The organism is Micromonospora mangrovicola (assembly GCF_047200535.1).
Lineage (GTDB): Bacteria > Actinomycetota > Actinomycetes > Mycobacteriales > Micromonosporaceae > Micromonospora.
On the sequence record NZ_JBJZOG010000010.1, the window covers coordinates 14,202 to 32,915 of the forward strand.

The 18,714-nt window shown below is 73.1% G+C and carries 16 protein-coding genes and 1 pseudogene; 8 read left to right on the forward strand and 9 right to left on the reverse strand.

The window, feature by feature from the left end; translation table 11 throughout:
- Positions 1–2: 2 nt before the first annotated feature.
- From ispH to ACL02O_RS06535, 9 genes and pseudogenes are all read right to left on the reverse strand, one after another.
- On the reverse strand, positions 3–1,022 hold the full coding sequence (ispH, locus tag ACL02O_RS06495) for a 4-hydroxy-3-methylbut-2-enyl diphosphate reductase (RefSeq protein ID WP_412817137.1): 1,020 nt from the start codon (positions 1,020–1,022) through the stop codon (positions 3–5).
- A 21-nt stretch (positions 1,023–1,043) separates the two neighbouring features.
- A pseudogene (locus ACL02O_RS06500) lies at positions 1,044–1,514 on the reverse strand (phosphorylase family protein); the annotation flags it as partial.
- A gap of 47 nt (positions 1,515–1,561) precedes the next feature.
- Positions 1,562–3,523 carry a squalene--hopene cyclase gene (shc, locus tag ACL02O_RS06505; RefSeq protein ID WP_412817042.1) on the reverse strand — a complete coding sequence of 654 codons (1,962 nt, stop codon included), beginning with the start codon at positions 3,521–3,523 and terminating at the stop codon, positions 1,562–1,564.
- A complete protein-coding gene (locus ACL02O_RS06510) occupies positions 3,523–4,530 on the reverse strand; it encodes a polyprenyl synthetase family protein (protein ID WP_412817043.1) in 1,008 nt (335 codons plus the stop codon). Before ACL02O_RS06510 ends, shc begins: the two co-directional genes overlap by 1 nt.
- Positions 4,527–5,879 (reverse strand): hydroxysqualene dehydroxylase HpnE, encoded by a 1,353-nt coding sequence (gene hpnE / locus ACL02O_RS06515; protein ID WP_412817044.1) that lies wholly within the window; start codon positions 5,877–5,879, stop codon positions 4,527–4,529. The genes ACL02O_RS06510 and hpnE overlap by 4 nt, the downstream gene beginning before the upstream one ends.
- 23 nt (positions 5,880–5,902) lie before the next feature.
- Complete coding sequence (hpnD, locus tag ACL02O_RS06520) at positions 5,903–6,772, reverse strand: presqualene diphosphate synthase HpnD (protein WP_412817045.1); 870 nt, start codon at positions 6,770–6,772, stop codon at positions 5,903–5,905.
- A complete protein-coding gene (gene hpnC / locus ACL02O_RS06525; RefSeq protein ID WP_412817046.1) occupies positions 6,769–7,626 on the reverse strand; it encodes a squalene synthase HpnC in 858 nt (285 codons plus the stop codon). Before hpnC ends, hpnD begins: the two co-directional genes overlap by 4 nt.
- Positions 7,627–7,665: 39 nt before the next feature.
- Positions 7,666–9,528, reverse strand: a complete 1,863-nt coding sequence (locus tag ACL02O_RS06530) for a 1-deoxy-D-xylulose-5-phosphate synthase (protein ID WP_412817047.1) — start codon at positions 9,526–9,528, stop codon at positions 7,666–7,668.
- Positions 9,529–9,818: 290 nt separating this feature from the next.
- A complete protein-coding gene (locus tag ACL02O_RS06535) occupies positions 9,819–11,303 on the reverse strand; it encodes an MFS transporter (RefSeq protein WP_412817048.1) in 1,485 nt (494 codons plus the stop codon).
- 408 nt (positions 11,304–11,711) lie between these two features.
- On the opposite strand from ACL02O_RS06535, the gene ACL02O_RS06540 reads away from it, so the two are divergent.
- Genes ACL02O_RS06540 through ACL02O_RS06575 form a run of 8 tightly spaced genes read left to right on the forward strand, consistent with a single transcriptional unit; the run spans position 11,712 to position 18,713 of the window.
- On the forward strand, positions 11,712–13,121 hold the full coding sequence (locus tag ACL02O_RS06540) for a hypothetical protein (protein WP_412817049.1): 1,410 nt from the start codon (positions 11,712–11,714) through the stop codon (positions 13,119–13,121).
- Positions 13,118–13,699, forward strand: coding sequence for a hydrogenase maturation protease (locus tag ACL02O_RS06545; RefSeq protein WP_412817050.1), 582 nt, complete (start codon positions 13,118–13,120; stop codon positions 13,697–13,699). The genes ACL02O_RS06540 and ACL02O_RS06545 overlap by 4 nt, the downstream gene beginning before the upstream one ends.
- Positions 13,692–14,048, forward strand: coding sequence for a hydrogenase/urease maturation nickel metallochaperone HypA (locus ACL02O_RS06550; RefSeq protein WP_412817051.1), 357 nt, complete (start codon positions 13,692–13,694; stop codon positions 14,046–14,048). Before ACL02O_RS06545 ends, ACL02O_RS06550 begins: the two co-directional genes overlap by 8 nt.
- Entirely contained in the window at positions 14,048–14,587 is a 540-nt protein-coding gene (locus ACL02O_RS06555) for a hemerythrin domain-containing protein (protein WP_412817052.1), read from the forward strand. The genes ACL02O_RS06550 and ACL02O_RS06555 overlap by 1 nt, the downstream gene beginning before the upstream one ends.
- Entirely contained in the window at positions 14,584–15,705 is a 1,122-nt protein-coding gene (locus ACL02O_RS06560) for an NADH-quinone oxidoreductase subunit B family protein (protein ID WP_412817053.1), read from the forward strand. Before ACL02O_RS06555 ends, ACL02O_RS06560 begins: the two co-directional genes overlap by 4 nt.
- Positions 15,702–17,501, forward strand: a complete 1,800-nt coding sequence (locus tag ACL02O_RS06565) for a nickel-dependent hydrogenase large subunit (RefSeq protein ID WP_412817054.1) — start codon at positions 15,702–15,704, stop codon at positions 17,499–17,501. Before ACL02O_RS06560 ends, ACL02O_RS06565 begins: the two co-directional genes overlap by 4 nt.
- Positions 17,494–18,102, forward strand: a complete 609-nt coding sequence (locus tag ACL02O_RS06570; RefSeq protein ID WP_412817055.1) for a hypothetical protein — start codon at positions 17,494–17,496, stop codon at positions 18,100–18,102. The genes ACL02O_RS06565 and ACL02O_RS06570 overlap by 8 nt, the downstream gene beginning before the upstream one ends.
- Positions 18,099–18,713: a DUF5947 family protein gene (locus ACL02O_RS06575; RefSeq protein ID WP_412817056.1), complete on the forward strand. Its 615-nt coding sequence runs from the start codon at positions 18,099–18,101 to the stop codon at positions 18,711–18,713. The genes ACL02O_RS06570 and ACL02O_RS06575 overlap by 4 nt, the downstream gene beginning before the upstream one ends.
- The last annotated feature ends 1 nt before the right edge of the window (position 18,714 follow it).

An 18,714-nucleotide genomic window follows, 5' to 3' on the forward strand; every position in this document is an offset into this window, starting at 1 on the left:
ACTCACGGCTGACGTACCTCCTTGGGCAGGGTGAAACTGACGTCTTCCACGACTTCGGTGTGTTCGCTCACCTCCCTGGCGCCCAGCGCGGTGAGGGCGGCGACGACCTCGTCGACCAGCGCCGGTGGCGCGGAGGCGCCGGCCGTCACCCCGACCGTGGTGGCTCCCGCCAGCCACCGCAGGTCCACGCAGCCCACATCGTCGACGAGGTGGGCCTGCGCGCCGGCTCGTTCGGCCACCTCGACCAGGCGCCGCGAGTTCGAGGAGTTGGCGGAACCGACCACCAGGACGACCGGGCACCGGCCGGCGACCTCGGTGACCGCCCGCTGCCGGTTGGTGGTGGCGTAGCAGATGTCGTCCGAACCGGGTCCCGTCAGCGCCGGGAAGCGTCGGCGCAGCGCGTCGACGATGCCCGTCGCCTCGTCCACCGCAAGCGTGGTCTGCACCAGGTAAGACACCCGGGACGGGTCGTCAACCTGCACCGTCTCCGCCGCGGCCAGGTCCGGCACCAGGCGCATCCGCTCGGGCGCCTCACCGAGGGTGCCCTCGGTTTCCTCGTGGCCCGCGTGGCCGATCAGCAGCACCGTGTCGCCCCGGCCGGCGAACCGGCGCGCCTCCGAGTGCACCTTCGTCACGAGCGGACAGGTCGCGTCGATGACCGGCAGCCGTCGGTCGACCGCCTCCCGGCGTACCGCAGGCGAGACGCCGTGCGCGGAGAAGACGGTGAGCCCGCCGACGGGGACCTCGTCGAGTTCGTCCACGAAGACCGCGCCACGGGCTCGCAGGTCGGCCACGACCCTGGTGTTGTGGACGATCTGCTTGCGGACGTAGACCGGGGGGCCGTGCCGGCACAGCGCCTGTTCCACCGCCTCGATCGCCCGCTCCACCCCGGCGCAGAACGATCGGGGCGAGGCCAGCAGGACCTCGTCGATGTTGCCGGCGACGGTCCCCCACTCGGCCAGCGCCGCCGCCACCGCCGGCAGCACCCGCAGCGCAGCGCGGACCCGACGGAGCGTGGCCATCCGGTACAGCGGAACGGCAGCGATGTCGGCGACGACCCGGACACAGGCCGACGCCCGGTCCGCGCGATCGGCCAGCAGCCAGGCCGATTCGAGGTCGGCGACCAGTGCACCGGTCCCGGCCAGCCGGGCCCGGGTCGCTCCGTCGACCAGCCGGTCGGTGCTCAACACCGGACCGAGGTGCACCCGGAGCCCGCGTCGACGCAGCGCGGCAGCGAGCATGGCCGCGGCCGGCATCCGCATCTCGGCCGGTGCCCCGCCGGCGGCATCCGCGTCGGCGAGGACCTCGGTGGCCACCACGACGTCGCCCGGAGTCAGCCCAGGTGCCAGGCCGCCGGCGATACCGGCGATCGCGACCGGAGCCGTACTCGGTGGTCGGGCGGCTGCGACCGACCGGGCGCGGCGCGCTCCGACGCCGGTACGGCGCAACTCCGGCCGGCATCGCGGATCGAGGCCGGTCAGTCCACGCCGCAACGCCGACAGCTCCAGCCGCATCGGCGCGTACAGGGTCCAGGTCGGGCGGCCGGGCGTTCCCGGCTCGCTCACCGCACCGCTCCGGCGTCGACGGTGGCCCCGCCTTCGGTCGCCGCGCCCAGGATCCGGCCCAGTGCGCTGATCGGGAAGACCAAGCGGTACAGCCCGTAGTTGATGTAGAAGTCGCCGGGGAACCCGGTGCCGGTGTACTGCGGCTCGTCCCAGCCGCCGTCCGGCCGCTGGGTGGTGACCAGCCAGCGCACCCCCCGGCCCGCCGGTTCCCCGGCGCCGTGCCCGGCGGCGTGCAGCGCCAGCAGCGCCCAGGCGGTCTGTGACGCGGTGGACTCGCCGCGCCCGATCCAGTGCGGATCCCGGTAGGAGCGCATGTCCTCGCCCCAGCCGCCGTCCGGGTTCTGGTGCGCCGACAGCCAGTCGACGGCCCGGCGGATCGCCGGGTGTCCGGTCGGCACGCCGGCGGCCACCAGGGCCGGCACCACCGCCCCGGTGCCGTACACGTGGTTGGCGCCCCAGCGGCCGAACCAGGATCCGTCCGGCTCCTGGGCCCGCAGCAGCCACGCCACCCCGCGGCGCACCGGCACGGTGCCGGCGAAGTTCTCCCTCGCCAGCGCTTCGACGACGTGCGCGGTGACGTCCGCGCTCGGCGGGTCGATCACCTCACCGAAGTCGCAGAACGGCAGATCGCCGAGGATCGCCCGGGTGTTGTCCGCGTCGAAGGCAGCCCAACCGCCGTCGCGGCACTGCATGCCGAGCAGCCAGCGGGTGGCCCGCAGCACGGCCGCCTCGGCCGGTACGCCAGCCCGCCGCAACGCCATGATCACCTCGGCCGTGTCGTCGGTGTCGGCGTACCCGTCGTTGTCGAACTCGAAGGCCCAGCCGCCGGCCGGCGTGCGCGGCCGGCGGACCGACCAGTCACCGCGGGCCCGGATCTCCTCGCCGAGCAGCCACACGCCGGCCCGGGCCAGCGCTGGATGCCCAGCCGGCAGCCCCGCGTCGCTGAGCGCGGTGACGGCGAGCGCCGTGTCCCAGACCGGCGACTGGCACGCCTCCAACCGGCAGACCGGGCCTTCCGGCGTCTCCTCCCGCACCGTGAACCGCTCAAGCCCGGCCAGGCCGGCCCGGAGTACGGGATGGTCCAACGGGTAGCCGAGCAGGTGCAACGCCATCAGCGAATAGACCCAGGGCGGCTGGATCCCGCCCCAGGATCCGTCGGCCTCCTGGCGGGCCACGATCCACTCGGCGGCCCGGCGCAGCGCGTGGCGGCGCACCGGTCCCCGGGCGATCCGCTCGTAGCCGCCCGCGATGCGGTCGAGCCGGTGCAGAATGCCGGGCCGGGACCGGAGCCGGGGCGCCCGCGGCGGCGTCCAGTCGGCACGCAGCTCGTCGACGGAGAAGCCGAGGCCCCGTACCGGGCGCACCGCACGGACGATGGACAGCGGGACGATGGTCTGGCGGGCCCAGCAGGCGAAATCGTAGATGTTGAACGGCATCCAGGACGGCAGCAGCACCAGCTCGGGCGGAACGGCGGGCAGGCTGGACCAGGGCCAGTGGCCGAACAAGGCCAGCCAGAACCGGGTGAACACCCGGGTGGCGGCCAACCCGCCGCGCTCGCGGACGAAACCGGCGGCGGCGGCCAGGTGCGGTGCCTCCGGCGGATCACCGGCCAGCCGCAGCGCCAGGTAGGCCTCCACCGTGGTGGAGAGGTCCCCCGGGCCGCCGTGGAAGGTGGCCCAGGAGCCGTCCCGACGCTGCTGGGACCGGATCCACCTCGCCGACTCCGCGGTCCGCTCGGTGGTCCGGATGCCCAGGAACTGGCGCAGCAGCAGGTCCTCGGCGTCCATGGTGACGTTCGTGGCGAGCTCGCCCTTCCACCAGCCGGCGTGGTCCTGAAGCCCCAGCAGGTGGTCGCGGGCACGACGCAGTGCCTCCCCGGCCGGATCGTGCCCGGTCCCGCCCGGCGTCGTGGCCGCCGGGTCGGTGGCGGTGGTTTTCGTGGACAGCAACTCGGTCATCAGTGGTCCCGTCCGGTGATGAAGGTGGCGATGTCGAGGAACTCCGCGCGGACCTCCGCGGGCAGATCGAGGGCATCCAGCTCGTCCCGCGCCCGCTCGACCTCCTGCCCGGCCTGCCGCTCGGTCCCCTCCCGGGCCCCGGTCGCCTCGATCAGGGCGCTCGCCCGGGCCACCTCGTCATCGGTCAGCGGCTCCGGTGACCGATACAGCTCGGCCAGTTTCCGGCCGTTCGGGTCTCCACTGGTCACCGCCCGGACGACGGGAATGCTGCGCTTGCGGGCCCGGAGATCCGAACCCACCGGCTTCCCTGTCCGCTGCGGGTCCCCCCAGATGCCGAGCAGGTCGTCGACAAGCTGAAAGGCCAGCCCCAGGTGCCACCCGAAGCGGGACAGCCCGTCGACCAGGGCCGGCGAGCCCTCGCACAGGATCGCCCCGAGGGCGCACGAGCAGGCCAGCAATGCCGCGGTCTTGTCGCCGGCCATCTGCAGGCACTCGCCGAGGGTGACATCGTCGCGGCGTTCGAAACTCAGGTCGGCGGCCTGCCCGGCGACCAGGGCCCGAACGTCGAGGGCGAGGCGGTGCGCCGCCGGGCCGCCCCCGGGTGCCTCGGCGAGGGCCTCGTGGGCCAGCCCGATCAGTGCGTCACCGGCGAGGATGGCCGCTCCCACCCCGAACACCGTCCATGCCGTCGGCCGGTGGCGGCGCTCGGTGTCGCCGTCCATCACATCGTCGTGCAGCAGCGAGAAGTTGTGCGCCAGCTCGACCGCGGCGGCCGCCGGCACGCCGGCCTCGGGCGTGGCGCCGGCGGCACCGGCCGAGAGCAGCGCCAGGGTCGGGCGCAGGCCCTTTCCCCGGCAGTCGGCGGGGGACCCGTCGGCGTCCCAGTAGCCGAGCTGGTAGCCGGCGACCAGCCGGTTCCCCGGGTCCAGCCGGTCCAGCAACGCCCGGATGCCCGGCTCGACATGGGTCTGGATCTGGTCAGCGCTACGGCTGCGTGCGATGGTCATCGTGCGGCCTCCGTGTGGTGTCGGGGCCGGGAAACGAGGTCACGGGCGACGATGTCGGCGGCCTGCTGGCCGCTGCGCACCGCGCCCTCCATCGTGTCCGGCCAGCCGGTGTCGGTCCAAGCTCCGGCCAGGGCCAGCCCGGGTAGCCGGGTCGCCGAGCCGGGCCGGTACGCCCGGGTGCCGGCCACCTGGCGGAAGGTGGCCTTCGGCTCTCGGGTGACGAATGCGTCCCGTACCGGGGTGTGCCGTGCGGCGGGAAACAGGTCGGCCAGCGCCCGGCGCTGCACCGCGACGAGTTCGGCGGCCGGACGCTCGATCTCCGCATCGGCCGCCGACAGCGAAACCACCAGGTGCTGCCCGTCGGCTCCCGACTCCGAGCGGTCGAAGATCCACTGGGCCGGGGACTCCACCGCGGCGGCCATGGACAGCGCGGTCACCCGGGCGGCGTACCGCAGGTGCACGTTGACGATCGGCGCTGCGCCCAGCTTGTGCCACTGCGCGGCGGCGGGCGCGGCGGCGGGCGGTATCAGCGCCGCCGCGGCCTGGTGGGGTACGGCCAGCACCACGCCGCCGGCCTCGATCTCGGTACCGTCCAGGCCGATCCGGAACCCGGCCGGTCCCGGTCGGATCCACCGGACCCGGGATCGGATGTGCACCCGCGCGCCGAGCCGGTCCAGCAACCGCCGAGCCGCGACGGCGTGCAGATCGACCAGCGGGACGCGGGGGCGACCGATGTCACCGGCGTCCGCGGCGTCGAGCAGACCCGTGCGGAACACCCGCGCGGCCAACGCCAACGACGCCTGCGCGCAGGGCAGGTTCAGCGCCGCCACGGTGATCAGGTCCCACAGCCGGCGGATCGCCCGGGCACCCTGGCCGTGATCGGCGAGCCAGTCGCCGAAGCTGCGCCCGTCGGTGGCGGGCAGGTCCGGATCTACGTACCGCAGCGCGGCGCAGGCCCGGACGGCGGCGAGCCGCTCCGCCGGGCTGAGCAGCCGGTAGCCGGCCAGCGCGGGTAGCAGGTGCGCCGGAGCCGGCAGCCCACGGCGGGTCAGCAGCTGCGGGGCCCGCCCGGGGAGCAGCACCGGCACCGCGAACCGCCGTTGCAGGTCGGTGTCGCCGCTGGTGCCGAGCCGGTCCAACAGACCGCGGTAGGCGGTGTAGCAGCGCAGGAAGACATGCTGACCGGTGTCCACCGTCCGGCCGTCACGCCGCAGCGAGTAGGTCGCCCCGCCAAGTTCCGGCCGGCTTTCCAGCAACGTCGCCGGCAGGCCGAGATCGGCCAGCCGTACCGCCGCGGCGATTCCGGCCAGTCCACCCCCGATCACGCAGACCCCGCCGGCAGCAGTCACCGGTGTCGTGATCGCCGCCCCGGTCATGCGGAACGCCCCACGAGGGCCCGCGCCGCCACCCAGGCCTTCTCCCGCCCCGGCAGCGAAACGCGGCTACGGGTGACCGCCAGCGGGTCGGCGGCGATCCGGGCGAGCAGACGACGGTAGATGCCGGCCATCGCGGCCGTGCAGGCCGCGCTGCGCCGGTCCAGCAGTGGCAGCAGCCGCAGGCCCTGGTCGTACCAGCCGGCCGCCCGGGCCGTCTGGAAGCGCACCAACCCGGCCAGCCGCTCGGGCGGATCGGCGAAGCCGGCCTCCGCCAACCGCAGCGAGCAGCCGAACCGGTCCAGGTCCTCAGCCGGCAGGTAGATCCGGCCGGCGACCCGGTCCTCCACGAGATCGCGCAGGATGTTCGTCAGTTGGAGCGCCACGCCCAGCGCGTCGGCCAGGGGTGCAGCCCGGTCGGGGTCGGTGGCGCCGAACACGCCGAGGGACAGCCGGCCGACCGAGCCCGCCACGCACCGGCAGTACCAGACCAGGTCGTCGAAGCTGTCGTAGCGGCGGCCGGTCACGTCGGCGGCACACCCGTCGATTAGCTCGTCGAAGGCGGCCAGCGGGATCGGCATCCGGGTCGCGGCGTGGCCGAGTGCGCTGAGCACCGGGTCCCCGCCGCCGTTGCCGGGCAGCCGGTGCAGCGCCTCGCGGATCTGCGCCAGCAGGTCCAGCTTGTCGTCGGGAGGCAGCGTCCCGTCGCCGATGTCATCAATGCGGCGGGCGGTGGCGTAGATGGCCGAGAGCGCCCGCCGCTTCGCCGGCGGCAACAGGCGGATGCCGTACGAGAAGTTGGCCGCCTGCGTGCGGGTGATCTGTTCACAGTGCCGGTAGGCGGCGTCGACGCCGGTGGCCGTGGTCACCCCGCGCTCCGGACCGTGGCGGTCAGCCACCGGGTGAAGACGCGCCGCCCGACGGGACGGACGGTGACGCCGAGCGGGTCGTGGTCGGCGTCCGCCAGCGCGTCGAGGGTGGCCCGCCCGCCGGCGAGGTAGCCGCTGACCGCCAGCCGGCTCCAGCCGCGCAACGCCGCCACCAGCGGCGCGCCCGCGTCGAGCCAGGCGCGCGCCCGTTCCGCCTCGAACCCGATCAGCTCCCGCAACCGCCGGCCGGCCGTGGGCCGGGCGAGGTCGGCCTCGGTGACGCCGAACCGGTCCATGTCTTCGCGCGGCAGGTAGATCCGGCCGCGCCGGTGGTCCTCGGCCACGTCCTGCAGGTGCTCGACGATCTGCAAGGCGGTGCAGACCCGGTCGGACAGCGCGAGCGTCGTCGGTGTGGCCTGCCCGAAGACGTGCAGGACCAGTTGACCCACCGGATTGGCCGACAGGGTGCAGTAGTCGACCAGCTCCGCGAAGGTGGCGTACCGGGTGATGCGCTGGTCGACCCGGTTCGCCTCGATCAGCCGGACGAACGCGTCCAGCGGCGGCCGGCACTCGGCCACGGTGGGCGCAAGCGCACGCAGCACCGGGTGGGTCACCGCCCGACCCTCGTACAGGGCCGTCAGCTCGGCCTCGACGTCGTCCAGGGCGGCCAGCCGGTCGACCCCCGCTGCCGGCGGCTCGTCACCGAGGTCGTCGACGTACCTGGCGTACCCGTACAACGCCAGCAGGTGGCGCCGGTACCGGGCAGGCAGTATCCGTAACGCGACCGGAAAGTTCTCCTGCGCGCGTACCTGCTCGATCCGGCGCCCGTCCGGGGCGTCGATTGTCCGACTCATCCTAGTTCCCTCCTCTGGGGCGCGGGCCGATGGTGCTGCTCAGCCGGGCAACGGGGTCAGTCGGACGCGGGCACCGGCCCGGGTACGTCGCGGTACCTCCCGGCCCGTGGGATCGACCCGCGACAGCCGGCGCAGCACGTCCGCGCAGATGCCCTGGCCGTTTAGGCCGTGCTCGGCGAGCAGCTCCGACCGGTCACCGTGCGGGATGAAGGCGGTCGGCAGGCCGAGACCCAGCGCCGGCGTCCCGACGCCCGCGTCCGCGAGCGTCCGGGCCACGGCCGCCCCGACCCCGCCGTCGCGTACCCCGTCCTCAACGATCACGACCATGGCGTGGTCGGCGGCCAGCACGACCAGTTCCGGGTTGACCGGCCGCACCCACCGGGGGTCCACCACCGTGCACTCGACGCCGGCGGCGGCCAGCAGCCCGGCCGCCCGTAGCGCCGGCCCGGCCATCGCACCCACTGCGACCAGCAGCACCTGTGCGGCCGGCGCGGCTCGCAGGATGTCCACCCCGCCGACCCGGTCCAGCGCGGTGATGTCCTGGTCGACCTGCGCCTTGGGGAACCGCAGCACGGTGGGCCCCCGCTGGTCGTCCACGGCTTCGCGCAGTTGCTCCCGCAGTGACGACTCGTCCCTGGGCGCGGCCACCCGCAGTCCGGGGACCGCGCCGAGCACCGCCAGGTCCCACATGCCGTGATGGCTCGGTCCGTCCGGGCCGGTGACCCCGGCCCGGTCCAGCACCAGGGTGACCGGCAGCCGGTGCAGGGCCACGTCGAGCAGAACCTGGTCGAAGGCCCGGTTGAGGAAGGTGGCGTAGACGGCCACCACCGGATGCTTTCCGCCGAGGGCGAGCCCGGCCGCCGAGGTGACGGCGTGCTGCTCGGCGATGCCGACGTCGACGGTCCGGTCGGGGTAGCGCGCCGCGAAACCGGTGAGCCCGGTCGGGCCGAGCATGGCCGCGGAGACCGCCACCAGGTCGGGGCGGCGTCCGCCGAGGGCGACGAGTTCGTCGGAGAAGGCGTCGGTCCAGGTCCGACCGGGCGCGCTGGCCGGCTGACCGGTTCGCGGGTCGACGACCCCCACCGCGTGCAGCCGGTCGGCGTCGTCAGCCTCCGCGGGCGGATGGCCGTGGCCCTTGCGGGTGACGCAGTGCACCACGATCGACCGGTCCGACCGGCGGGCCTGGTGCAGCGCCCGTTCGAGCTGGGTGATGTCGTGTCCGTCGATCGGACCCAGGTAGGCCAGGCGCAGGGCCCGGAAGATGTCCCCGGCCGGGCCTGCGGTGGCGGGCGCCGGCCCCTTCCCGTGCGCGGCCGACCGGGCGCGCAGCGCCGCCAGGTGCGTGGCCACGCCGCCCACGGTCGGGGCGTACGAGCGGCCGTTGTCGTTGAGCACGATCACCACGCGGCCCGGCGAGACCGCCAGGTTGTTCAGCGCCTCCCAGGCCATTCCCCCGGTGAGGGCACCGTCGCCGACGACCGCGACCACCCCGCGGTCGGTGCCGTCCAGCGCGTACGCCCGGGACAACCCGTCCGCGTACGACAGCGCGGTGGAGGCGTGCGAGTTCTCCACCAGGTCGTGGGGGGACTCGGCCTGCCGTGGGTAGCCGGACAGGCCGCCCGGTGCGCGCAGCCCGAGGAAGCCGTCCCGGCGGCCGGTGAGCAGCTTGTGGACGTACGCCTGGTGCCCGGTGTCGAAGATGATCCGGTCGTGCGGGGAACGGAAGACCCGGTGCAGCGCGATGGTCAACTCGACCATGCCGAGGTTCGGACCGAGGTGGCCACCGCGTCGGCACACCGTGTCGACCAAAAACGTTCGGACTTCCTCCGCGAGCAGCCGGAGCTGGCCGTCGGTGAGCCGCTTGAGGTCGTCGGGCTGGTTGACGCTGTCGAGCAGGGACATCATCTCTCCGTCCGGGGCCGGTGGCGCGAGCCCGCTGGCGGCGTGTTCTCCGCACGGCGAATGCCCACCGGGGACGGCTGTCCCAGCGGCGAATCATCGCGCCACATGCTGCGGGTGCGGTGACCCAGCGGTGGATGCTGCGGGAAGCCGCCGCGGGCAGCGAAATAACCTCAGGAGCGTGCAAAAAGAGCATAAGCATTTCGATCATCTCTACTACCCAAATTCGCCTCGAATCCTTCGACCGAATCCGCCGGAGCACGGCCAGGGAGGGGCGGCAGCCGGTCAGCCGGTCAACCGGTCCGCCGCTGGTCGGAGGCGGCCGCCGTGGCCACGTCGACCGGGTAGCCGCGCCGACCGGCGACCAGGATGAGACCGTTGGCGACCAGTGGCACGAGCATGATCAGGAATGCGTCCCGCAGGCCGGTACCGCTGGAACGGCCACCGGGCCCGCCGAGCTGATCGGCGAGCCAGCCGAAGATGGCCGGGGCGACCGCCTCGGCGACAAGCCGCAGCACCGTCCGCAGGCTCTCCGCCCGCCCCCACAGCCGCCCGGGAACGATGTCCAGCCGGGCCGCGTCCAGCGGCGGGTTGGCCGCCGCCAGGGCACCGGCCCCCAGCGCGATCAGCGGTAGTGCCGCGAGCGCCGAGGTGAGCCACACCCCGGGCACGAAGAGCAGCGCGGCAGCCACATAGCCGAACGCCGGGACGAGAATCCGGACGCCGGTGTGGCCCCGCGCCAGCGCCCGGTCGGTGAATCGGCCGGCGAGGACCGCGCCGGCCAGCGCCGCCACCCCGATCACCGGCACCAGGGCGCCGAGCGCCGTCTGCGGGATGCCGAAGTGACGGACCGCGAAGACGACGATGAAGGTCCGCATGCCGGCGAAGAAGAAGTAGCCCAGCGCCGACGCCACGATCAGCAGTCGGTTGGTGGGGATCGACAGCAGGTACACGGCGGACCGGCCCAGGGACCAGTGGTTGGGATCCTCGCCGACCACCCGGCCGCGGGCCGGCGCGACGCCCCGGTCGGCGATCGCCGCCTGCGCCCGATCGACCGGCTGCCGTGAATCGTCCGGCCGGTGTCCGGACTCGGACGCGCCCCGCTCGGTGGGCAGTTGGCCGGCGCCGCCACGGGCCGGCTCGGGCAGCAGCCGCCACACCGCCACCGCCAGGACCCCGCTCGCGATCGCGAGCAGGAGGAACGCCGCCCGCCAGGACAACGCCGCCGCGAGCTCGCCGCCGACCAGCAGACCGACGCCGGCACCGACGATCTCGCCGGTGAGGATCCAGCCGAGCACTCCCGCCCGGTCGCCCGGTGGGATGAGGTCGCCGGTCAGTGAGACCACCACGGGGCCCGCCGCGGCCACGGCGGCGCCGAGCAGCAGTCGAGACCCCAGCAGCCACCAGTAGCCGGGCGCGAGACCGCCGGCAACCATCGCGGCCGACCAGAGCGCAACCGTGATCACCAGCAGGCGGACCCGGTTGCTCCGGTCCGCGAGTACGCCCAGTGGCACCGAGGCGAACGCGCCGACCCCCGACGACGCGGTGGCGAGCAGGCCGAGCCGGGCGTGGCTGATCCCGAGACTCGCCTCCAACTGGGCGGCGGCCGCGCCGAGCGTCCCGGTGTCCGCGCTGTTCAAGGCCAGCACCGAGGCCAGCAGCAGCACGGCGGGGGCCCGACCGGGACCACCCAGTAGACGACGGGACCAGCGCGCCAGCAGCCGCTCCGCCACTCCGTGCGGCCCGCTGGTCCGGCCTTCCCCCACCGACCCGGCCATGACTCTCTGATCCCCACCACCTGGCACCGGTCGGCACCCCTGTCGACTCTGCCCGACCGCCGGGGTGTCCGCGCCACGAACTGCGAGCGAGCGGACAGATCCGGCCAGGCTGGTCGTGGAACGACGCCGCACGTCAGCCGTGCGGGCGCGGCGAGAGGGGCGGCGGGCCGACCGGCGAGATCGACGCCCACGGCGCGGCAGGCGACGGCGTGCCCCCGGCGGTGTGGCCAGGAAGCGGGCCGCCTCTGACCGCGGCCGGGCGCAGGCCGTCCGCGCCGGTTCACCCGATCCGGTGACGCTGTCGTCACCTACCGACGACGCGCACTTACGGCTTCCCGGTCGGTTCGGCTAGACCGGAGAGGCCGCGCGCCGGAGCGCGCGTCGCGTGTCGCTGGAGGAGGTGAAGCGGTGCGGACCCACCGCTACGCCGGGTTCGACGGTGCCGAGGCGGTCGCGGATGCGATCCTCCACGAGGGCTACCTGCTCTACCCGTATCGGCGCTCATCGACCAAGAACCGGGTCCGCTGGCAGTTCGGCGTCCTGGTGCCCCCGGCCTGGGGCGAGGCGCACGGTCTCGTCGACAGCGGCGTGGCGGGCTCGGCGGAGTCTCCATGGCAGCAGACCGAGTGCCTGCTGGAAGCGCCGGACAGCGCGGTCGTGCGGATCCGGCTGCGCTTCCTGCACCTGCAACGCAAGGTGGCCGAGCGCCGGACAGCCGGTGGCGCCTACCAGCCGGTCGACCGGATCGAGGTCGGCGGCCGCGCGGAACTCAGCTTCGACGAGGCGGTGCCCCGGACGTTCGACGTCGAGGCGCCGGTCGGCGAACTGCGACGTGGCCGCCGGCTGGACGTCCGGGTGCCGGGCGGGGAGGACGTCGAGCCGCTCGTCGACGGCCGGGGCACGCCGGTCGGGCGGGTGGTACGCCGGCGCCGGCCGTTGGCGGCGTCCGTGACCGTCTCCACCGCCCCGGCCGAGGCGCCCTTCCCCCTGCTGCGGCTCAGAATCCGCGTGGCGAACACGGACCGGACGACACCGCCGGAGAGCCCGCGCGACGAGGCGTTGCGCTGCTGCCTGCTGGCGGCCCACACCCTGGCCACCGTCAGCCGGGGGCGGTTCGTGTCCCTGCTCGACCCACCCGAGTGGGCGGCGCACGCGGTGCGGGGGTGCCGCAACGTGCACACCTATCCCGTGCTCGCCGGCGAGCCCGGCAGCGCCGACGTGCTGCTCTCGTCGCCCATCATCCTCTACGACCACCCGCGGATCGCGCCGGAGAGCCCGGGCGACCTGCACGACGCGACCGAGATCGACGAGATCCTCTCGTTGCGTACGCTCACGCTCTCCGAGGCCGAGAAACGGGAGGCGCGGGCCACCGATCCCCGGGCCGCCGCGATCGTCGACCGGGTCGACGCGATGCCGCCCGAAGTGCTCGAACGGTTGCACGGGGCGATCCGATCCCTGGCGCCCGTACGCGGGGGTGGCGACGCCGGCACCGAGCCGGAACGGCCGTGGTGGGAGCCGGGCGCCGACGCGGGGATCGCGCCGGAGACCGACACGGTGCTGGTTGCGGGCACACCGGTGGCGCGGGGCAGCCGGGTCCGGTTACGGCCGCGCCGACGCGGCACGGACGCCCACGACATGTTCCTGGATGGCCGTACCGCCCGGGTGGAGCAGGTGCTGCTCGACGTGGACGGGTCGCGGTTCCTGGCCGTGACGGTGGACGACGACCCGGGCGCGGATCTGCACCAGTGGTACGGGCGGCTGCGTCACTTCCGGCCGGAGGAGGTGGAACCGTTGACCGGAGGGCCGGCGACGCCATGAGCAGCCCAGGCGGCGGCCGGATTCTGGTCGCCGGCATCGGCAACATCTTCCTCGGCGACGACGCGTTCGGGATTGAGGTCGTCCGCCGTCTCCGGGACGCGGTCCTTCCGCCGGGTGTGGATGTGTCCGATTACGGCATTCGGGGGTTGCACCTGGCCTACGATCTGCTGGACGGCCGTCCCGACGTGCTGGTCCTGGTGGACGCGTTGCCGCTGGAGGAGCCGCCCGGGACGCTGGCCGTCCTTCGGGTGGACCTCGACGACCCGGGCTGGACGCTGCGGCCGGCCGACGTGCTGGATGTGCCGGCCGCCGACGCGCACGGCATGGATCCCGAATCGGTGCTGCGCCTGCTGCGCAGCCTGGGCGGCGGGGTCGACCGCGTCCTCGTGGTGGGTTGCCGGCCCGCCGTGCTCGACGAGCGGATGGGGCTGTCACCGCCGGTGGCCGCCGCGGTCGACGAGGCGGTCCGGACGGTGGCGGGGATCGTCCGGGAGGAGGCCGCGCGGCTCGGCGGCGCGGGCGCCGCCGGGGATACCCCCGCCGGCGGCAGCGAACGGGGGGTGAGCACGCATGCATGAGACAGGTCTGTGCGAGGCGATCGTGGCGGCGGCGGTACGCCGGGCCGCCGGCCGGCGGGTCACCGGGCTGCGGGTGCGGATCGGGGGTCACCCGGTCGACCCCGACGTCGTCGCGCAGGGTATCCAGCTCGCCGCGACCGGCACGGTCGCCGCGGACACCACCGTCGACCTGGTACTCGAACCGATGACGGTGGCCTGCCACGAGTGCGGCCGCAGCGGGCCGGTCGATGACCATGTCGCGCTGGTGGCCTGCCCGGGGTGCGGGGGCGTCGACATCGAGGTCACCGGCAGCGACGACGTCGTCCTGGAGTCCATCACCGTGGCCAGCGCCGGACGGGCGGCGGTCTGATGGACGCCACCGAGCTGCTCCGGCACGACCACCGGGTGGTGGAGCAGCTGTTCCGGGACTATCGGGCAGCGGAGTCGGACGCCCAGCGCTGCGGCGTCGTCGAGATTCTCGTCCGCGAGCTGTCGAAGCACGCCGCCCTGGAGGAGGTGCTGTTCTACCCGTTCGCGGCGAAGGTGCTGGCCGACGGGCAGGTGGACCGACACCTCGCTGGGCACCGGCCCATCAAGGACTTGCTCCTGGACCTGGACCGCTGCCGGACCGGCGACCCTGCGCAGGACGAACTGATGGACCGCCTCGCGTCGGCCGTCGCCCGGCACGTGCAGGACGACGAGAACGAGCTCATGCCGCTGCTGTGCTCCCGGGCCGACGAGCGGGCGCTCCACGAGCTGGGCGAGGAGATCGACCAGGGCAAGCAGCGGGCCCCGACGCGTCCGCACCCGCACGCGCCGGACCAGCCGCCGGCGCTGGCTCTCGCGGCGCCGTTGGCGGCCATCTACGACCGGCTGCGGGATCGGATGCAAGGGAGGCCACGTACATGACCCAGCGCACGGGTGACACCGCGGTGATCCCGCACGAGAACGGGTTCGACGAGGTCACAATCCTCTGGATCTCCGAGGGCATGAGCTGTGACGGGGACTCCGTGTCGATGACGGCCTCCGGCCAGCCGGCGATCGAGGACATCGTGCTCGGACTCGTGCCCGGTCTGCCGAAGGTCAACCTGCACAACAAGGTGTTGTCGCCGACAGTCGGCGGCGAGGAGTTCCTGGCGCCGTACCGCAAGGCCGCCCGCGGGGAGATGACCGAGCCGTTCATCCTCGTCATCGAGGGCTCGATCCCGAACGAGAACATCAACGGCGACGGGTACTGGACCTCGTTCGGCAACGACCAGCACACCGGCGAGCCGCTGACCGTGAACTGGTGGATCGACCGGCTGGCGCCGAAGGCCTGGGCGGTCGTGGCGGCCGGCACGTGCGCGACGTACGGCGGCATCCACGCCATGGCGGGCAACCCGACGGGATGCATGGGGCTGGCCGACTATCTCGGGTGGGACTTCCGGTCCCAGGGCGGGCTGCCGATCGTCAACGTGCCCGGCTGCCCGATCCAGCCGGAGAACTTCATGGAGACCCTGACCTGGGTGCTCTACCATGCCGCCGGCTCGGCGCCGCCCCCGCCGCTGGACGGGATGCTGCGGCCGCAGTGGCTGTTCGGCAAGACCGTGCACGAGGGCTGCGACCGGGCCGCCTACTACGAGCAGGCCGACTTCGCCAAGGACTACAACTCGCCCAAGTGCCAGGTGAAGGTCGGCTGCTGGGGACCGGTCATCAACTGCAACGTGCCGAAGCGCGGCTGGATGGGCGGGGTGGGCGGCTGTCCCAACGTCGGCGGCGTCTGCATCGGCTGCACCATGCCCGGGTTCCCCGACAAATTCATGCCGTTCATGGACATGCCGCCCGGCGGCAGCCTGTCCACCCTGTTGATCAAGCCGTACGGCGCCTTGATCCGCCGCCTGCGCGGCATCACCAACCACACCGCCAATCGCGAACCGAAGTGGCACCACAACGGCCCGGATCTCACCAGCGGCTACAACCCCCGGTGGCGCCCCTACGGTCCGGCGGATCCCCGGCGACAGGCAGCGATGGAGAGGAACCGACCGTGACAGCGACCGAGGCCAGGAAGTCCGCCGGCCAGCAACCCGGCGAACTGGTGGAGATGGCGTGGGATCCGATCACCCGGATCATCGGCAACCTGGGCGTCTACACGAAGATCGACTTCGCGAACCGCGTGGTCGCCGAATGCCACACCACGTCATCGCTGTTCCGCGGCTACTCGGTGTTCATGAAGGGCAAGGACCCGCGGGACGCCGGCTTCATCACCAGCCGGATCTGCGGTATCTGCGGCGACAACCACACGACCTGCTCGGTGTACGCCCAGAACATGGCGTACGGCATCAAGACCCCGCCGCTCGCCGAGTGGATCATCAACCTCGGCGAGGCCGCCGAGTACATGTTCGACCACACCCTCTTCCAGGACAACCTCGTCTTCGTCGACTTCTGCGAAGCAATGGTCAAACAGACCAACCCGAGCGTGCTCGCCCGCGCCGAGAAGACCGTCGCACCGGGCCGGGACATCCACGGCTACCGGACGATCGCCGACCTCATGCGCGCCTACAACCCGTTCGAGGGTGAGGTCTACAAGGAAGCATTGAAGGTCAGCCGGACGACCCGGGAGATGTTCTGCCTGATGGAGGGGCGGCACGTCCACCCGTCGACGGTCTATCCCGGCGGCGTCGGCACCATGCCGCAGCCGACGCTGTTCACCGACTACCTGAGCCGGCTGATCAGCATCCTGGACTTCGTCAAGAAGGCCGTCGCGATGAACGACGACATCTTCGACTTCTGGTACGAGGCGCTGCCCGGCTACGAGGAGGTCGGCCGCCGCCGGGTCCTGCTCGGCTGCTGGGGCGCCTTCCAGAACCCCGACGTCGTCGACTACCGCTACGAGACCATGACGAACTGGGGACGGGCGATGTACGTGACACCCGGCATCGTCGTCGACGGCAAGCTGCTCACCACGGACCTCGTCGACATCAACCTGGGCATCCGGATCCTGCTCGGCAGTTCCTACTACAAGGACTGGGCCGGCGAGGAGGATCCGTTCGTCAAATACGACCCGCTGGGCAACCCGGTGGACATCCGCCACCCCTGGAACCAGACCACGCTGCCGGATCCGCAGAAGCGCGACTTCGACGACAAGTACAGCTGGGTGATGAGCCCGCGCTGGTTCGACAGGACCACCGGGCAGCACCTCGCCCTGGACACCGGCGGTGGCTGCTTCGCCCGGCTGTACACGACGGCGCTGGCGAAGATGGTCGACACGCCGTACGTCAAGTCGACCGGGCAGAGCGTGCTGATCTCGCTTCCGAAAAGCACGCGGCTGCCGGAGATGACGTTGGAATGGAAGATCCCGCGGTGGTCGAACGCGCTGGAACGGAACCGCTCGAGGGCCTACTTCATCGCGTACGCCGCAGCGATGTCGCTGTACTTCCTGGAACGGGCGATGGAGCGGATGCGCGGCGGCGACATGCGGGTCTTCGCCGAGTTCGACGTGCCGGACGAGGCCATCGGCTGCGGCTTCCACGAGGCCGTCCGGGGCGTCCTGTCACACCACATGGTGATCAGGGACCGCAAGATCGCCAACTACCACCCGTACCCCCCGACGCCGTGGAACGGCAGCCCCCGCGACAGCTACGGCACGCCGGGCCCGTACGAGGACGCGATCCAGAACACGCCGATCTTCGAAGAGAACGGACCGGACGCCTTCAAGGGCGTGGACATCATGCGGGCGGTACGCAGCTTCGATCCCTGCCTGCCGTGCGGGGTGCACATGTACGTCGGTGGCGGGCGTACCCTCAAGAAGATCCACTCACCGATGTTCGGTGCCTCCCATGGGTGAGCAGCCGGACCGGCGGCTCGACGACGCGGCCGTCGAGCCCAGGCTGGCCCACCTGGACGCGGTGCTCGGGCAGCTTGAGCAGACTCCCGGCCGCACCGCCGAGCTGGCGCTGGCAGCCGTCGCGATCCTCACCGAGGTGTACGGCGAGGCGCTGGCCCGGGTCACCGACCTCGCCGCCGGCAACCCTCACGTACTCGACCGGCTCGCCGGCGACGACCTGCTGCGACACCTGCTGCTGTTGCATGGCATCCACCCGGATCCGCTGGACCGGCGGGTGGCCCGGGCGATCGACGACCTCCGGCCCCAGCTGCGCGCGCAGGGCACCGAGATCGCGCTGGTCGGCGTCCAGGACGACGTGGCACAGATCAGCCTGTCCGCGCGGTCGTGCGGTGGTGGCGCGCCCGCCCTGCAGGACGTGGTACGGGACCAGGTGTTGACGTACGCGCCGGAGCTGTCCGCCGTCGACCTGGTGGTACCCGCGCCTGCTCCGGCGCTGATCCCGCTCACCACACTGTGGCAGCGGCCGGACCGGTCCGATGCGCCGGCGCTGAGCAGAGCGGGGCGAGCCGCCGGGCCGCCAGCGACGGATGGCACGGCATGACGGCGGGTGCCCTGCAGCGGGCGATCCGACGCGGGGGGCAGCGCGCGGGCACGGTGGAGCGATGCGGCATGTGCGCCGGACCGGTCAGCCCCGAGCACCGGCACGTGTGGGACGAGCAGGACGGGGAGCTGCGATGTGTCTGCACACCGTGCTCCCTGCTGTTCGAGCGCGAGGCGGCCGGCGGCGGCCGGTACCAGCTCGTCCCCGTCGACGGCCGGCGGTTGACCGGTCCGGCCGCCGACGAGCTCGGCGTGCCGGTCGGTCTGGTGTTCTTCGTGAAGCAGCGGGACGGCCGGGTGTTCGGGCACTACCCGGGTCCGCTCGGCGTGGCCGGGTCGGAGATCGACACCGGGGCCTGGCGGGCCGTCGAGGCGCGATCACCCGCGCTCGCCGGGCTGAAGCCACGGGTCGAGGCGTTCCTGGTGTGGACGGGCCCGCCGCGCGGCGGCGGTCAGCAGTGGGTGGTGCCGGTCGACGACTGCTACCGGCTGGTGGCGCTCATCCGGCAGCACTGGACGGGGATGTCCGGGGGAAGCGCGGTGTGGCGGGCGATCGCCGAGTACTTCGACGACCTCGGCCGTCGGCATGGTCGACCGTCCGGCAAGGACTGAT

Excerpts from the sequence above, each read along its gene's own strand:
- ispH (WP_412817137.1), bottom strand. The coding sequence starts at position 1,022 with ATGGCCACGCTCCGTCGGGTCCGCGCTGCGCTGCGGGTGCTGCCGGCG.
- shc (WP_412817042.1), bottom strand. The coding sequence starts at position 3,523 with ATGACCGAGTTGCTGTCCACGAAAACCACCGCCACCGACCCGGCGGCC.
- ACL02O_RS06510 (WP_412817043.1), bottom strand. The coding sequence starts at position 4,530 with ATGACCATCGCACGCAGCCGTAGCGCTGACCAGATCCAGACCCATGTC.
- hpnC (WP_412817046.1), bottom strand. The coding sequence starts at position 7,626 with ATGAGTCGGACAATCGACGCCCCGGACGGGCGCCGGATCGAGCAGGTA.
- ACL02O_RS06530 (WP_412817047.1), bottom strand. The coding sequence starts at position 9,528 with ATGTCCCTGCTCGACAGCGTCAACCAGCCCGACGACCTCAAGCGGCTC.
- ACL02O_RS06535 (WP_412817048.1), bottom strand. The coding sequence starts at position 11,303 with ATGGCCGGGTCGGTGGGGGAAGGCCGGACCAGCGGGCCGCACGGAGTG.
- ACL02O_RS06545 (WP_412817050.1), top strand. The coding sequence starts at position 13,118 with ATGAGCAGCCCAGGCGGCGGCCGGATTCTGGTCGCCGGCATCGGCAAC.
- ACL02O_RS06550 (WP_412817051.1), top strand. The coding sequence starts at position 13,692 with ATGCATGAGACAGGTCTGTGCGAGGCGATCGTGGCGGCGGCGGTACGC.
- ACL02O_RS06555 (WP_412817052.1), top strand. The coding sequence starts at position 14,048 with ATGGACGCCACCGAGCTGCTCCGGCACGACCACCGGGTGGTGGAGCAG.
- ACL02O_RS06560 (WP_412817053.1), top strand. The coding sequence starts at position 14,584 with ATGACCCAGCGCACGGGTGACACCGCGGTGATCCCGCACGAGAACGGG.
- ACL02O_RS06570 (WP_412817055.1), top strand. The coding sequence starts at position 17,494 with ATGGGTGAGCAGCCGGACCGGCGGCTCGACGACGCGGCCGTCGAGCCC.
- ACL02O_RS06575 (WP_412817056.1), top strand. The coding sequence starts at position 18,099 with ATGACGGCGGGTGCCCTGCAGCGGGCGATCCGACGCGGGGGGCAGCGC.